Source organism: Maritalea sp. YIW29 (genome assembly GCF_057219265.1).
In genome coordinates, this window is the sequence record NZ_JBXVVF010000001.1 from 1,751,607 (window position 1) to 1,765,648 (window position 14,042).

Here is a 14,042-nt window from a genome sequence, read left to right on the forward strand (position 1 = left end):
GTTCTTAGGCGTTGAGAATTATCCGCACCGCGGCGTCCAAAGCACCGGGCGGGCCGACGCGTTCAATACCGATTTTTCCACGTTCTTTTGTTGCTGCCGGATCGCTCAGAAATATTTCCAGCTTGCGCGTTAGCATGCCAACATCTTGTTCCACACTAATCCGACTTTCGCCCAGCAATCTCTCATTGCGTTGTACTCGAGCTTTCCGCGAATCGTCAGATACGATAGCAATCGCTGGGGTGCCCAATCCGGCACTTTGGAAAATCGCGGTCCCCTGTTGACCGACGACAAACAATGAGTTTTCCGCCAAAGTACCGATGCCCTTATCGAAAAAGTGAACTTTGGTGCCGTCTGGAGTTATGGCGATGGCAAGATGTTCATCTCCAAGCGGCTCATCATCCACCAGCTTCAAATTTGCGCGCTTGAGCAACGGGGCGATTTCAACACCTGGTGCCATTGGCACAAACAATGTCAGCGGGTATTTGGACGAAAGTCGACTTATGGCATCCATTTGCAGTTGAAACAGTTTGCCCGCGCCCTCGCGGCTGCCCGGCAGCAATGTGATCGCCGTTTTATCTTGAACTAAGGCCGACACGTCAATTTTCAGGCCTGGCACTGTATCCATCATCAGATTGCCAGCAAAGCCAGCATCCATATCGATTGCCCGCAATGCACCCGCCAAAATATCATCTCGGCACAGCACCTTTTTCACCGAACGTTTCAGAGTCTGTTTTTCAATGGCAGAATAATGTCGGGCAAAGCCAGAATTATAGACATCGATATGCAGATCAACTTTTTGACCGCCAGCAAACGACATCAATGGGCCGATCATATCGCCCACGGTGATAATTTTGTCCCAACGTCCGCGTTGAGCGCGCATAAATTTAACATGTTTTAGCGCGGTGACGGCGAGACCATTCTGAAAATCTTTCAGCAAAGAGCCAATTTTTCGGTGCCCTTCACTTGCCAGTTTTCCGCGCGGGCCAACGACTTCACATATGCCATCATAGGCTTTCCCGAGCCCAACGGTTGGCAGTGCCTCCACCTCAGCGGTTTTGACAAGCTCTTTGGCCAGCACTGCCGCCATGGCGTCTTCGCCATAGCCGTTGGAAATTAGAAGGATACGCATCACTTACCAATTCGGCGTTATTTGCCGCCTGAGATTGCTTTCATTGATGCCGTTGCATCGGCATAGGGTTCCTGCTTGTCAACACTCCAATATGTGAGATCTTCAAGCGGTATTTTTCGGCCTGTCACCGCGCAAGTCACAAAATGACCGGGCTGAATAACGGAGAAATCTGCATCCAAATAGCGCAATTTTGCTTCGCGCTGACCAAATCCGGGTTCAAGTATGTTCATTGTGTCCTCTTATCTGCCTATTCATATAGGAGAGGCAAACGCAAAAATCAAAATAAGCTTTCATTATTCAAAACAAGCTTTCCTGCCCGTCATCATTTTTTGATGATTTAGGCTTAGCCGGTTTCTTGGGTTTAGGCGTGGGTGGCGCATCAGAAATAGTTGCACCGACGTCACCGTCGTTAAAGCGCAGGGTCACGCCCTCGCCTTGTTCCAAGGCCTTGGCAGACCGAGAGACTTGGCCGTCACCATCCAACACCAAAGCGTAGCCCCGGCTTAAAACGCCTTTATAGCTTAAGCTATTCAGCAATTTCGCTTGGGATTGCAAAACCGCCTCGCGTTTATCTAGTAGGCGTTGGAAAGCTGGTGTCATCGCTTTCGCCAACGGCTCTAAGCGCAATCGGGCTCGACTTGTGGGTTGCTTCAGCCCCTGATCCAATCGCGCATTCAACGTATTCAATCGCTCATGTAGATTTTTATGTTTTTGTTCAAGTGCGTTGGCAGAAACACGCGGCGCAAGCGCGCCCAGTTTCGAGCGTTTTTGCTGCACAAATTGGGTGAGCGCGTTGCCCAAGCGCAATGTCGCCATATCTTGGCGTTGTCGCGCTGTCGCCGTCAATTCTTGCGCTTTCGGCATGGCAGCGGCAACCGCTCGCATCCTGTCTTTAAAGTTTGAGAGCGTGCGCAATTGCGCGTTTCGGGTACGCGATCCCAAATCTTCGACGTAATTGACTAGTTCAGCTTTAACCGGCACCGCCATTTCCGCTGCACCAGTTGGTGTCGGTGCGCGTTTGTCCGACGTATAATCGATTAGGGTTATGTCAGTTTCGTGGCCAACGGCAGAAATCAGAGGTATTTTTGAATTGGCGGCGGCACGCACCACGATTTCGTCGTTAAAACCCCAAAGGTCTTCAATCGAACCGCCTCCGCGTGCAACGATCAACAGATCAGGCCGCTTTACCGGCCCATCAGCCGTCATCGCGTTAAAGCCATCAATTGCGTTGGCCACCTCAGGTCCACAGGTATCGCCTTGCACGCGAACCGGCCAAACTACAACATGTGTGGGGAACCGATCATCCAGCCGGTGTAAAATATCACGAATAACCGCCCCCGTTGGCGAGGTGATCACCCCAATGGTTTGGGGTAAATAGGGCAGCTCTTTTTTACGCCCAGCATCAAACAAGCCTTCAGCCGCCAATTGCTTGCGGCGCTGTTCCAGCAATGCCATCAAGGCGCCCGCGCCCGCTGGTTCAATATGCGAGATCACGATTTGATATTTTGATGAACCAGGGAAGGTAGTCAGCTTGCCGGTGGCGATGACTTCCATACCCTCTTCGGGTTTGATCGCCAATTTGGAAAAAACGCCACGCCAAATCACAGCATCGAGTTTGGCTTTATCGTCCTTAAGCCCAAAATAGGCATGCCCCGACGCATGCGGACCACGATAGCCGCCAATTTCACCACGCACACGAACATGACCAAATTTATCCTCAACCGTTTTCTTCAACGATTGGGAAATTTCAGCGACCGTAAATTCGTGGGCATTGCTCTTTAGTTCATCCATGATCAACAGGTGCAACGGAAATTTAGGCGCGTCAAGGGTGACGTGATCCCATCAACATGATATGGCAGCGCAACAGGCAACTCACGAGAAATCTGGACAGTTTTCATGAACATTTTATTGATTGGTTCTGGCGGTCGCGAACATGCATTGGCATGGGCGATTTCCAAATCTGAGCACGCTGACACCCTATTCATTGCGCCCGGCAATGCGGGCATGAATGAATGTGGACAAATTGTTCAACTCGATATTGAAGACCATGCCGCAATTGCAGAATTTTGTGCAGAAGAGAATGTCCAATTCGTGGTGGTAGGCCCAGAACAGCCATTGGTTGACGGTCTTTCTGATATTTTGCGTGAATGTGGATTGAAAGTGTTTGGGCCTTCTCAGGCGGCGGCGCAGCTTGAAGGGTCCAAATATTTCACCCATCAATTGTGCGATGAAATGAATGTTCCGGCGGCGAAATACGCAAAGTTCGATGCGCTTGAGCCGGCCCTTGAATATCTCAACGCCCAAGGCGCACCGATTGTCATCAAAGCTGATGGCTTGGCTGCAGGCAAAGGTGTCACCGTTGCAGAAACAATGGAACAGGCCGAAGCTGCCGTTCGGGATTGTTTTGACGGCACCTTCGGTGATGCTGGTGCATCTGTTGTCATCGAAGAATGCATGATTGGTGAAGAGGCAAGTGTATTCGCATTAAGCGATGGCGAAAGCGTTGTTTTATTGCCGTCGGCCCAAGACCATAAGCGTGCTTTTGACGGCGATGAGGGTCCGAACACAGGCGGCATGGGTGCCTATTCCCCCGCGCCGGTGATGACGAACGAGATGCTGGAGCGCACCCGCAATGAAATTATCGAACCGAGCATCAAGGGCCTCGCCGCCCGCGGTACGCCTTTCACGGGCGTTTTGTTTGCTGGATTGATGATCACTGCACAAGGGCCAAAGCTGATAGAATATAACGTGCGCTTTGGTGACCCTGAATGTCAGGTGCTCATGTTGCGGCTGCAGTCCGACATTGTTGAACTTCTCACAGCTTGTGCCGATGGCACATTGAACGAAGAACAACCAAAATTCGACGATGGCGTTGCCCTAACGGTCGTGATGGCCGCCGATGGCTATCCCGGCGCATACGACAAAGGCACACAGATCAAAGGCCTGAACACAATCGACGATGAAAACGTCAAAGTGTTCCACGCTGGCACCAAACTCGAAGACGACAAACTATTGGCCGTTGGAGGCCGTGTTCTCAACGTCACCGCTAAAGGCACCACCGTTCAAGAAGCCCGCGACCGTGCCTATGCTGCAATTGATAAGATTGATTGGCCCGAAGGTTTTTGCCGCAAAGACATCGCATGGCGGGCGATTGAGCGGGGTTAAGCCGCTTCTTCAATCAGTCGGACAATCGCCCGCCGAGACATTTGTGTGAGCTGCACTTTGTCTGACCCGCGATAATATTGATAAGCATTAAGGGCGACTGATAACGCCCAGCCACGCCCTCGTGCCCACTCGGACTCATCAACTAGCATTGCAGATTGGAAGCGATCGCGCCCGTCAGCATTGAACAACCACCATGCAGGCAGCAGATCAACTGAAGGGTCGCCACATCCGGCAAGGCCAAAATCGATCACGCCAGAAAACTTGCCCGTTTCCTCAACTAGCAGATTGCCTGCATGTAAATCTCCGTGCAGCCAAACCGGATTGCCTTCGAATTTCGGCGCATCCAATGAGTGCTGCCACAGCTGCAACACACGTTCGCGTTCAAATTCGTCCGAAACAACATTTACTGCATGCTGAACAACATGATCCAGTTCTACCAACGGTATGCCGCGATCATGATTTTGCTTGCCGCTCAAATATCTTTGTTCCGGCGCAATCTGTCGCATTTGTTTGATGGTGGTGGCCAAATCAACTGCGATGGCAGTCAATTCCTTGGCGGTGCTGGCACTACAATCTTTGCCTTCAATCCAATCGTAAATAGCCCATGTCGCATCAAAGCTTGCACTTGGTTTGCCGACGCCCGCGACGCTTGGCACTGCACAATTTAGCTGTGCAAATTTTGGGACAATGTCGATCTCTTTTTCCAACGCTTGCCCGCACAGGGAAGAAAGAGGAAACCGCAAAACTTTGTCCGTTCCCAGCCGAAACAAAGCGTTATCTGTGCCTCCTGTTTCAAGGTGGGTAATTGGCAGGTCAGACCAGCTTGGGAATTGGTCTGCCACAAGCGCTTTTGCGCGCGCAACGTTCACGTCAAATTTCACAGGGATGTGTTCATTCATATGGAAATGTGTACTCAAGTAGGATTGTTTTTTGCAGAGTATGGTCGCACACTTAGCACATTGAGTGTTTCAACTGAGCAACAGTGGCGCAGAATTATTAACCATGCGATGATATGCTGAACTGAGTTGAGTAGTAGTATTGGGTGACGATTATGATGACCGAGTATGGTCCTCGCATTGGCGTCGCACTAGGTGGTGGCGCAGCACGCGGTTTATCCCACATCTCGGTAATTGAGGCGATGGATGAACTGGGTTTACAACCAAGTCTGATCGCAGGCACATCTATTGGCGCGTATATTGGCGCAGGTTGGGCTTCCGGCATGACGGGAAGCGAAATTCGCGAACATGCATTTGAAGTATTGGGCACCATGCGGGCCTTAAGCTCTAGGCTTTGGAAAACCCAAGTCTATGACATTCGAGAGATGTTCCAAAACGGCATCTCGATGCAGTTTGACGCATTGCGGGTTCTTGCCTCATTTTCCCCACAGCCATTTCCGCATCGGTTTCGCGAGCTGAAAATTCCGCTAAAAGTTGTCGCAACAGATTACCGTTCTTGGCATCCAGCAGTGTTCCACAAAGGACGGCTGGACAAAGCTTTGGCTGGCTCCATTGCCATTCCGAGCCTCTTCAAACCGGTGACGCATGTGGGGCGCTTGCTGGTTGATGGCGGCGTGGTCAACCCGCTGCCGCTAGATTGTGCAAGCCAAGGCATGGACATTTTGATTGGCGTCGACGTGAACGGCGATCCAATGTTAAATGACCCTGAGGCAACGCCATCCACTATTGATATCGGCATGGGCGCGGCGCAAATCATGATGCATGCAATCACCGCACAGATGATCGGTGCTTACCCGCCAGACATTTACATTAAGCCAAATGTCGGCGCGATTGGTGCTTATGAGTTTTGGCGGGTTCGTGAAATTTTAGCGGCAGGTGACGCGATAAAAGATCGTTTCAAGTACCAACTAGAAGCAAAAGTCGAAGCCTTCATCGCCGGGCAGCAAAGAACGCTCGCAGCAGTTTAGCGCTTTGAACCTCCCCTAGGCCCGATATGACCTCGGGCGCATGGTGACATGTATCTTGGGCGAAAAACCGTACCCCATTATCCACGGCCCCGCCTTTGGGGTCATCCGCACCATAATAGACCCGGCGCAATTTCGCATGGGCGATTGCCCCAGCACACATGGTGCATGGCTCAAGGGTTACATAGAGGTCGCATTCGGCTAGCCGCCCAGTGCCAACAATTTTCAGCGCTTGCTTAATCGCCAACATTTCCGCATGTGCCGTGGGGTCAGCTAGCGCCTTCATTTGGTTCGCGACTTTGGCGATCACCTCACCATTATGCACCACCACTGCGCCCACGGGCACTTCGCCGTTGCTGGCCGCGTCCTGTGCGAGCTCCAGCGCGATTTGCATGGGCGTTTTTTTGGGCGTTTGGTTGCTGGTTTTGATTTCGTTTTTGGTCATGGGGCCATTTTGCTTGTGCACAAAAGCATTGCCATAAGATGGGGACAGATGCAAAGCATCAAAATCAGCGTTAGGCTGTTCCCAATAGGAGAATCAGCACATGCGCATTCGGCAATTGCCCGACGATTTGGTGAACAAAATTGCAGCTGGCGAAGTTATCGAGCGCCCGGCCAGCATCGTCAAAGAATTGGTGGAAAACGCCCTTGATGCGGGCGCTACCCGCATTAGCGTGACCACCAGCGCGGGCGGCAAATCCCTCATCCGTATTGAGGATAATGGCCACGGCATGGAAGAAGCTGACTTACGCCTGAGTGTGGAGCGCCACGCCACCTCAAAACTGCAGGATGATGAACTAGACGACATCCGCACACTCGGGTTTCGCGGCGAAGCCTTAGCCTCGATCAGCGCCGTATCTGAATTGAACATTTCCACACGTTCCAAAGAAGCAGAACTTGGTTTGAGGCTAAGTTTTGATGGACCAAAAATCGTCATTTCGCCCAACCCAATGCCCCACGGCACGATGGTTGAAGTGAAATCGCTGTTTAAGAATGTGCCAGCCCGTCTAAAATTCTTAAAGTCTGACCGGGCTGAAGCGAATGCCATCACCGACGTGATGCGCCGATTGGCCATGTCCGAGCCCCACGTGCAATTTGTGTTGCAGGGTTCGGACAGACAAACCACCAATTGGCCAGCGCAATCTGGCGACAGCGCCGCGAAAAACCGCCTTGGCCAGATCATGGGCAATGATTTTGCGCAAAATGCAGTGCCAATTGATTATCAACGCGGTCCGGTTCATGTCAGCGGTATGGCGGCATTGCCGACCTACACCAAAGCCAATTCGCTTTCTCAATTCTACTTCGTCAATGGCCGCCCGGTGCGGGATAAAGTTTTGCTCGGCGGCGTCCGCGGTGCTTATTCGGACTTTTTGCATCGGGATCGATTTCCAGTTGTCGCAATTTTCATCGACATGCCTTCTGCCGATTTAGACGTGAATGTGCACCCGGCAAAGTCTGAAGTGCGGTTTCGCGATCCCGGGCATGTGCGGGCAGCGGTTATTCGCGGATTGATGAATGCGTTGGATGAAGCAGGTTTTCGAGCGTCCAAAACCGTGTCGGATGCGACATTGGCGGCGTTCCAACCCGGCGTTGCTGGTCAAGCTCCTACTCAAGGCCCCGCTCCTTTTGGCATGTCCGAAAATGGCCAACCTTCTATTGACCCGCAAGTTGAACGTACCATGCAATATCAAGGAGATTACGGCTATCGCCCCTCCGCTATGCCGCCGCAAATGCCGCGCATGGATGGGCTAAATGTGCCCAGCGCTCGAATGGAAGACTTACAGCAAGCTGACATCGCCGCCAGCCAAGATATGGAAACAGGTGAACACCCACTTGGGGTCGCCCGCGCTCAATTGTTTGAGAATTACATCGTCGCTCAATCAGAAGACAGCTTGATTGTTGTTGACCAGCATGCCGCCCATGAGCGGCTGGTTTATGAGCGGTTCAAAGCTGAATTGAATGACGGCCCCGTCCCCGCGCAAAAACACCTGATCCCGGTTGTCATTGACCTGCCCGAAGAGGACTGCACCCGCCTCGAAGATGCAGCGGAAGCGCTTTCAAATGTGGGCCTTGGGCTAGAACGGTTCGGCCCTGCCGCCATCGCTATTTATGAGACACCCGCCCTGCTGGGCAATTCAGATGTACATAAATTGGTTCATGATGTGGCCGACCAATTGGCCGAGTGGGATAATATCTCCGTCGTCATGGAACGGCTGGAAGAAATCGCCGCGCGCATGGCCTGCCACGGGTCCATTCGGTCAGGCCGTCGCCTGCGGGCCGAGGAAATGAACAAGCTCCTGCGCGAAATGGAGGCGACACCTCATTCGGGCCAGTGTATTCATGGCCGACCAACTTATGTGGAGTTGAGCAAGGTGGATATCGAGAAACTGTTTGGGCGGCGGTAACCCTTTTTCCCGCCGCCGTTGGTCGCTGCGCTCCCGACCCTGGCACCCCCGCCGCTTTTTTTCCCGCCGCCGTTGGCCGCTGCGCTCAGCATTTTTTTTTGGCGCTCACGCCGCGCAGGCTGGCCCGACACCCCCGCTGCTTTTCTTCGCCGCCGTCAGCCCTTGCGGGCTTTCCCCGGACCCCCGCCGGTTGGTGCCCCACAATAACTAGATGGACGCCGAACATTTTGCTCCCTCACAGCCCAACGGATAACCCGAGAATAGTCTCCCCCCCCTCGTGGGGAGGGATTAAGGGTGGGGGGAGAGCAGAGGACACGATATTCAACCCTACCCTAACCCCAACTTTCATCCTGAGCCTGTCGAAGGATGAAACCATAGGGCAAAATGTCCATGGTGCGACGGGCTCACCATGAGGGCCGGACAATAAACTTCAAAGTGAATTTGAAGGGTGCAGTGCTGCAATCGACCTAACAATCAGGCTTATCCAGCGGACGCTTAAGGTGAGTCAGCGGCATCGGCGTTTCGGACTTTAGCCGCTTAAGCGCAATGTTTGACCTGATGTCGCGCACATGGGGCAAACGGCGTAGCTTTTGGCGCAGCAATTGCTCATAGGCGTCAACATTTGGCACCACAATTTCTGCGAGGCAATCGCTGGCGCCGGATAAAATGTGGCAAGTGATCACTTCGCCTAACTGTAACAATTGGGTTTCAAATTCTTCCGCCGCTTCTTGCGTTGCGGTGCTCAGTGTAAACTCAGCGAACACCGTCAACGAAAGACCAACCGATTGGCGTTCGATCACCGCCCGATAGGATTTGATAAACCCGTCCGCCTCAAGCCGCCGGACACGGCGCAAGCAGGGAGATTGAGACAGTCCGACCCGGTCTGCCAGTTCCGCATTGCTCAACCGACCATCATCCTGCAACGCATTTAGGATGTTCAGATCGATGGCATCAAGATCGATATAAGGCATAGCTTCCTCGCAATATTCTGCCAATAACTTGCCGTACCGCAATTCAAAACGCAAGGACATGCCGTCACAATTAGTGGAATAATGCTTCCATGTTAAGTGGAGCATTGAGATGAATAATAGACTATTTGGTTTTTTGGCGGCGCTGAGTGCCGCTTTTATTGGCGCGGGTTGGCAAGTTGCCACGCGGTTTGGCGTCACCACCAGTGTGGATGCACTTGATTTGGCCCTCATCCGCTATTTACTCCCAGCCATGGTGTTGCTCCCTGTTCTTTTTCGTGAAGGAATTTTCCCGCGCAACACTAATCCAATCCTGATTGGCGCGATGGTTGTAGGTGGCGGATTGCCGTTCGGGCTTTTTGTCATGCTCGGCGCGAGTTTCGTGCCCGTCTCTCATATCGCTGTTTTGATCCCCGGCTCCATGCCGATCTTTGTTGCCCTATTGGCATTGCTGTTCTTAGGGTCGCGCATAACGGCTGCCATGATGTTTGGATTTATCCTGATTTTTGGTGGCATTATATTCATCGGCTGGGACGCGGTTGCGACCATGGGGCAAAGCACGATTGGCGGAGATCTCATCTTACTGTTCGCGGCATTTCTTTGGGGGATTTATTCCGTTGCTTTCCGGAAAAGCGGCCTATCGCCCCTGCATGCAGCCGCCATCATCAGCTTCTGGTCTGCACTGGCGATTGTTGGCATTTGGCTAGTGTTCCATGGCGACGGTTTTTGGCAAACACCTTTTGAATTTTTGCTGATCCAAGTGGTTTTCCAAGGCCTATTGGCAGGTCTCGTCGGCATGTGGATTTATGGCTATGCCATCAACCAGATCGGCGCGGCGCAAGCCGCTTCCGTAGGCGCATTGGTGCCTGCGTTGGCCACATTGGGTGGCTGGTTGATCATTGGTGAAGTGCCGACCAACTTGGTGATGTTCGGGGTGGTTCTAACAGCTGCAGGGGTGTTCGTAGCCAACCGGCCAAAGAGCTAAGCTAGCCAGCTTCCAGGAACGTCTCAGCCGTTGTCAGATCAACCGAAACCAAATTCGAAATACCGCGTTGGGCCATGGTGACACCGAATAGGCGGTCCATGCGGGCCATGGTGATTGGGTTGTGGGTAATGACCACAAAGCGGGTTTCGGTTTTAGCCCTCATTGAATCCAACAAGTTGCAGAAACGCTCGACATTTGCATCGTCCAGGGGCGCATCAACTTCGTCTAGCACGCAAATCGGTGCGGGGTTGGTGAGGAATACCGCGAAGATCAGCGACATGGCCGTCAGCGCTTGCTCGCCACCCGAGAGAAGCGTCATAGTCGTCGGTTTTTTGCCTGGTGGCTTGGCTATGATTTCAAGACCGGCTTCCAGCGGATCATCGCTTTCAATGAAGGTCAGCTCCGCAGTGCCGCCGCCGAACAGTTGGGTGAACAGTTCCTTGAAGTGCGCATTGACCTTTTCAAATGCTTCAGTAAGCCGCGCACGTCCCTCACGATTGAGGTTTGAAATACCGGTGCGCAATTTGGCAATGGCCGCAATCAGGTCTTCTCGGTCGGTCACCATGGTTTCGAGTTTTTCGTGAACTTCGGTGGCTTCTTGTTCGGCCCGCAAGTTGACGCCGCCCAGCCGTTCGCGCTCGCGCTTCAGTCGGTCCAATTTGGCTTCAATCGCATTTTCATTTGGCAATTGCTGCTCGGGTTTTAAACCTGCAATTTCCGCCGTGCGGTTGGCACTAACATTGAGCGTTTCAACCACATTCTGCTCGACCTGCAAACGCTGCTGACCAAGCGATTTCAGGCGCTCTTCAATACGGGCGATTTCTTCGCGCACCTTTGAAAGGGCCGCAATCGCGTCGCGTGCCTCGCGGTCTTGGTCCCGATGTTCGGTTTCAGCCTTCGCCACGTGGTCCGCTGCACGTTGACGCGCCAATTCAGCGTCTTCAATTTTGTCTTCAAGCGCACGACGCTGGTCGGCGAACTGGTCCGGCGCGCTTTGTAACTCTGCAAGCTGAGTTTCAATTTCTTGCTGGCGCGACGACAAGGAAGCAAGATGTGCTTGGGCGTCGCTCAGGCGCTTATGCCAAGACCCGCGCTCGTTGGCGATGCGGCCCAAACGCTGCTCGCGCATACGGGCCGCATTTTCAAACCCTGCTAAGCGCAACCGAGCTTGGTCTGCCTGCTCACGCAATCTCGTGAGGTTTGCGTTTTGCGCCTCGATGGCGCGTGCCAAATCTTGATCGTCTTCAATATTGGACAATGACGCTTCAGCGTCTTGCACCACCAACACAACTTCATCACGGCTGGACTTAAGCCGGATTGTCGCTTCCTCTAACGCAGAACGGCGCGAGGTGAGATCAACTAAGCCCTTTTGGGCTGCTTCTACTGCAGCCTGAGCCGCGTTGATGGCCCGCTGGGCCTCTTTATAGATGTCTCTATATTGGCGCTCTTGCTCGCGACAGGCGGCCAAACGTTCTGATTTTTGCTGCACATTTACGCGCACAGCTTCTAGCTTCACCCCATGGACCTGCCGTTCCGCATCAATGTCCGCCAAGCGGTTGCGTTGCGCCAATCGTTGCGCTGCAGCCGTTGGGGCATCGCCCCGTGCAATAAAACCGTCCCAACGCCACAAATCGCCTTCAAGGGTTACCAGAGTTTGCCCGGGGCTCAGCGCCAACATCAGGCGCTCACCATCCGCTTTTTCAATCACGCCAATCTGGTTCAAACGTCGGGTCAACAAAGCAGGCCCCGTCACAAATTGACTTAGCGGTTCAGCACCGCTTGGAAGGGATGCATCTGCACTGTGGTCGGCAGGTTTTGACCAGAAGAGCGGCGCCGCTTCATCAGAGGACGCATCCAAATCATCGCCAATCGCCGCACCTAATGCGGTTTCATAGCCCTGTTTTACTTCTAAAGCGTCGACAATAGCAGGCCATAAAGATTGGTCGTGTAGATCAAGCATTTTGCTGATGGCTTGGGCCTCGGCGTCAAGCTTGGTGATTTCTGCTTCAATGGCATTTAGGGTAGGTCGCGCTTCGGTCAGCTCGATATCAGCTTGCCGGGTTGCGACCTCTGCTTTATCGGCTTCCGCTTCTGCGCGTTCCGCCTCCGCGCGCGCGTTGGCCAATGCATCTTGCCGTGCTTGCAGCGTCTTATCTTCCGACAGTGCTTTGACGATCCGTTCCGCCTCATCCGCAACATCCACGAGTTGCTTGTTCAGCTTTTCCAACCGCGTCTTTGCATCTTCAAGCGAGCGTTGGGTAGAGGATTTATGCGCGCGGATTTCGCTTAATCGGTCTGATTTTTCACGCAGCTCCAATTCAGCGGCAATCACTTTGCTCTTTGTAGTCTCTGCATCCTGCTGCGCTTTGACATTGTCATCAGATGCACTCGCCGCATCGCGGTTGAGCTGGGCCTCTTCTTCGTCAAGGTTGGTGACCAGTTCTTGGCTTTCAGCGATCAAATCTGTGTCGCGTTGTGCGTCAACTTTGACTTGTACCAAACGGCCTTCAAGTTCACTTTTGCGTTGATTTGCACGCTTGGCGTCTTCTTCAAGTTGCGTGAGGGCAATTTTGAACCGTTGCAATGTCGCGGCGGCCTCTGCCTCTGCTTGACGCAGGGGCTGTAATTGCGCGTCAGACGCCTCCAGCTTTTTCTTGGCCGCAAGGTCCAGATGGGTAGCGTCAGCCAATAGCGAACCAAGCCGCGCGTGGTTCGCCTCAGTCTCTTTTTCTTTAACCTTCACCGAAACCCAACGCAGATGCAAAAGCGTGGCTTCAGCTTTGCGAATTTCACCGGAAAGGCCACGATAACGCGTCGCTTGTCGGGCTTGGCGTTTTAGATTTTCCAGCTGGATTTCAACGGCCGCGATGATGTCGTCGACCCGCTCCAGATTGGTTTCAGCAGCTCTTAATCGCAGTTCCGCCTCATGACGACGAGAATGTAGGCCAGATATGCCAGCAGCTTCTTCCAAAATCGCACGGCGTTGTTTTGGTTTGGCGGAAATCAGTTCGCCAATTTGACCCTGACGCACCATCGCCGGCGACCGGGCGCCGGTCGACGCATCCGCGAACAGCAATTGCACATCACGGGCACGCACTTCTTTGCCGTTAACCCGATAAACTGAGCCGTGCTCGCGCTCAATGCGGCGGGTGACTTCTAGTTCGTCGGAATTGTTGAGAACCGCCGGGGCGGTGCGGTCTTTATTGTCGAGGAAAAGGGTAACTTCGGCAGTGTTTCTAGCCGGGCGATTTGCAGATCCCGCAAAAATCACATCGTCCATGCCCGAGGCGCGCATGTTTTTGAATGAGTTTTCACCCATAACCCAGCGCATAGCTTCTACAAGATTGGATTTGCCACATCCATTTGGCCCCACCACGCCGGTTAGGCCCGGTTCGAGATGAAGGTCGGTTGCATCTGGGAATGATTTGAAGCCTGTGAGGCGAAGGCGCGAAAACTTCATCGCGCCCCC

The 14,042-nt window shown here is 53.1% G+C and carries 11 protein-coding genes; 4 read left to right on the top strand and 7 right to left on the bottom strand.

Translation table 11 applies throughout. The annotated features are described in order from the left end of the window. Nucleotides 1-4 precede the first annotated feature (4 nt). The 3 genes from AC2D8L_RS08520 to xseA form a co-directional block, all read right to left on the bottom strand. Nucleotides 5-1,132 carry a hypothetical protein gene (locus AC2D8L_RS08520; RefSeq protein WP_484685015.1) on the bottom strand — a complete coding sequence of 376 codons (1,128 nt, stop codon included), beginning with the start codon at nt 1,130-1,132 and terminating at the stop codon, nt 5-7. Nucleotides 1,133-1,146: 14 nt separating this feature from the next. Beyond that, on the bottom strand, nt 1,147-1,359 hold the full coding sequence (locus AC2D8L_RS08525; protein WP_484685016.1) for a DUF2093 domain-containing protein: 213 nt from the start codon (nt 1,357-1,359) through the stop codon (nt 1,147-1,149). Nucleotides 1,360-1,426: 67 nt separating this feature from the next. Next, nucleotides 1,427-2,920, bottom strand: a complete 1,494-nt coding sequence (xseA, locus tag AC2D8L_RS08530) for an exodeoxyribonuclease VII large subunit (RefSeq protein WP_484685017.1) — start codon at nt 2,918-2,920, stop codon at nt 1,427-1,429. A 105-nt stretch (nt 2,921-3,025) separates the two neighbouring features. Between xseA and purD the strand changes: the two genes are divergently transcribed. After that, nucleotides 3,026-4,294, top strand: a complete 1,269-nt coding sequence (gene purD, locus AC2D8L_RS08535; protein WP_484685018.1) for a phosphoribosylamine--glycine ligase — start codon at nt 3,026-3,028, stop codon at nt 4,292-4,294. On the opposite strand, the gene AC2D8L_RS08540 is transcribed toward purD, so the two are convergent. After that, complete coding sequence (locus tag AC2D8L_RS08540; RefSeq protein ID WP_484685019.1) at nt 4,291-5,193, bottom strand: aminoglycoside phosphotransferase family protein; 903 nt, start codon at nt 5,191-5,193, stop codon at nt 4,291-4,293. The genes purD and AC2D8L_RS08540 overlap by 4 nt on opposite strands. A gap of 152 nt (nt 5,194-5,345) precedes the next feature. Here AC2D8L_RS08540 and AC2D8L_RS08545 point away from each other — a divergent pair, with 152 nt between their 5' ends. Continuing rightward, nucleotides 5,346-6,218, top strand: a complete 873-nt coding sequence (locus AC2D8L_RS08545) for a patatin-like phospholipase family protein (RefSeq protein WP_484685020.1) — start codon at nt 5,346-5,348, stop codon at nt 6,216-6,218. Here the strand turns inward: AC2D8L_RS08545 and AC2D8L_RS08550 are convergent. Next, the gene (locus AC2D8L_RS08550) at nt 6,181-6,660 is read right to left on the bottom strand and encodes a nucleoside deaminase (protein WP_484685021.1); all 480 of its coding nucleotides are present in this window, start codon (nt 6,658-6,660) and stop codon (nt 6,181-6,183) included. The genes AC2D8L_RS08545 and AC2D8L_RS08550 overlap by 38 nt on opposite strands. Before the next feature lie 100 nt (nt 6,661-6,760). Between AC2D8L_RS08550 and mutL the strand changes: the two genes are divergently transcribed. Next, nucleotides 6,761-8,620 carry a DNA mismatch repair endonuclease MutL gene (mutL, locus tag AC2D8L_RS08555; RefSeq protein WP_484685022.1) on the top strand — a complete coding sequence of 620 codons (1,860 nt, stop codon included), beginning with the start codon at nt 6,761-6,763 and terminating at the stop codon, nt 8,618-8,620. 467 nt (nt 8,621-9,087) lie between these two features. Here the strand turns inward: mutL and AC2D8L_RS08560 are convergent, their stop codons facing one another. Next, the gene (locus AC2D8L_RS08560; protein ID WP_484685023.1) at nt 9,088-9,651 is read right to left on the bottom strand and encodes an Lrp/AsnC family transcriptional regulator; all 564 of its coding nucleotides are present in this window, start codon (nt 9,649-9,651) and stop codon (nt 9,088-9,090) included. 49 nt (nt 9,652-9,700) lie between these two features. Here AC2D8L_RS08560 and AC2D8L_RS08565 point away from each other — a divergent pair, with 49 nt between their 5' ends. Further along, nucleotides 9,701-10,573: a DMT family transporter gene (locus tag AC2D8L_RS08565; protein WP_484685024.1), complete on the top strand. Its 873-nt coding sequence runs from the start codon at nt 9,701-9,703 to the stop codon at nt 10,571-10,573. Nucleotide 10,574: 1 nt separating this feature from the next. Here the strand turns inward: AC2D8L_RS08565 and smc are convergent, their stop codons facing one another. Continuing rightward, complete coding sequence (smc, locus tag AC2D8L_RS08570; RefSeq protein WP_484685025.1) at nt 10,575-14,033, bottom strand: chromosome segregation protein SMC; 3,459 nt, start codon at nt 14,031-14,033, stop codon at nt 10,575-10,577. Nucleotides 14,034-14,042 lie beyond the last annotated feature (9 nt).